This window comes from Mycobacterium sp. E2462, assembly GCF_001672685.1.
In the GTDB taxonomy this organism is placed as follows: Bacteria; Actinomycetota; Actinomycetes; order Mycobacteriales; family Mycobacteriaceae; genus Mycobacterium.
This window is the reverse complement of the sequence record NZ_LZKC01000265.1, coordinates 1-1,052: the sequence shown is the minus strand read 5'-3', so window position 1 is coordinate 1,052 and position 1,052 is coordinate 1. Positions and strand designations below refer to the sequence as shown.

2 pseudogenes are annotated in these 1,052 nt (G+C 66.8%); one reads left to right on the top strand and one right to left on the bottom strand.

Features of this window, described 5'->3' with window-relative positions:
• Window positions 1–44: 44 nt before the first annotated feature.
• A pseudogene (locus tag A5714_RS13240) lies at window positions 45–761 on the top strand (LLM class flavin-dependent oxidoreductase); the annotation flags it as partial.
• Here the strand turns inward: A5714_RS13240 and A5714_RS27145 are convergent.
• Window positions 760–1,008: pseudogene (locus A5714_RS27145) on the bottom strand (F420-dependent methylene-tetrahydromethanopterin reductase); the annotation flags it as partial. The pseudogenes A5714_RS13240 and A5714_RS27145 sit on opposite strands and share 2 nt — an antisense overlap.
• Between the last annotated feature and the right edge of the window lie 44 nt (window positions 1,009–1,052).

The window sequence follows — 1,052 nt, the reverse complement described above, 5'->3', positions numbered from 1 at the left end:
CCCCCACCCGCTACGCGAACGCCTGACCGCGAAGGAACTCTCCAATGACCAAGCCGACAAAGCAAATTCATCTGGCCGCGCATTTCCCGGGTGTCAACAACACCACGGTGTGGAGCGACCCGGCGGCCGGTAGCCACATCGAGTTCAGCTCGTTCGCGCGATTCGCCCAGACCGCCGAACGCGGCAAGTTCGACTTCCTCTTCCTGGCCGAGGGATTGCGGTTGCGCGAGCAGAACGGCCTGATCTACGACCTGGACGTCGTCGGCCGCCCCGACACGTTCACCGTGCTGGCCGCGTTGGCGGCGGTCACCGAACGCATCGGGCTGACCGGCACCATCAACTCCACCTTCAACGAGCCCTACGAGGTGGCGCGGCAGTTCGCCTCGCTCGATCACCTGTCCGCCGGCCGCGCCGCGTGGAACGTGGTGACGTCCTGGGACGCCTTCACCGGCGAGAACTTCCGCCGCGGAGGCTTTTTGGCCGAAGGCCAACGCTACGAGCGGGCCAGGACCTTCCTGCAGACCACGCTGGAGCTGTTCGACTCCTGGCGCGGCGACGAGATCGTCGCGGACAAGCCGACCGGCGTCTTCCTATCCGACCCGGATGCCGGGGCGTTCGCCCACACCGACGCGCACTTCGCCATCCACGGCCGGTTCAACGTGCCTAGGAGCCCGCAGGGCCGGCCGGTGATCTTCCAGGCCGGCGACTCCGACGAGGGCCGCGAGTTCGCCGCGTCCGCCGCCGACGCGATCTTCTCCCGGCCAGCACGGTGAACGTGTCGGGGCGGCCGACGACGTCCAGGTCGTAGATCAGGCCGTTCTGCTCGCGCAACCGCAATCCCTCGGCCAGGAAGAGGAAGTCGAACTTGCCGCGTTCGGCGGTCTGGGCGAATCGCGCGAACGAGCTGAACTCGATGTGGCTACCGGCCGCCGGGTCGCTCCACACCGTGGTGTTGTTGACACCCGGGAAATGCGCGGCCAGATGAATTTGCTTTGTCGGCTTGGTCATTGGAGAGTTCCTTCGCGGTCAGGCGTTCGCGTAGCGGTTGGCGG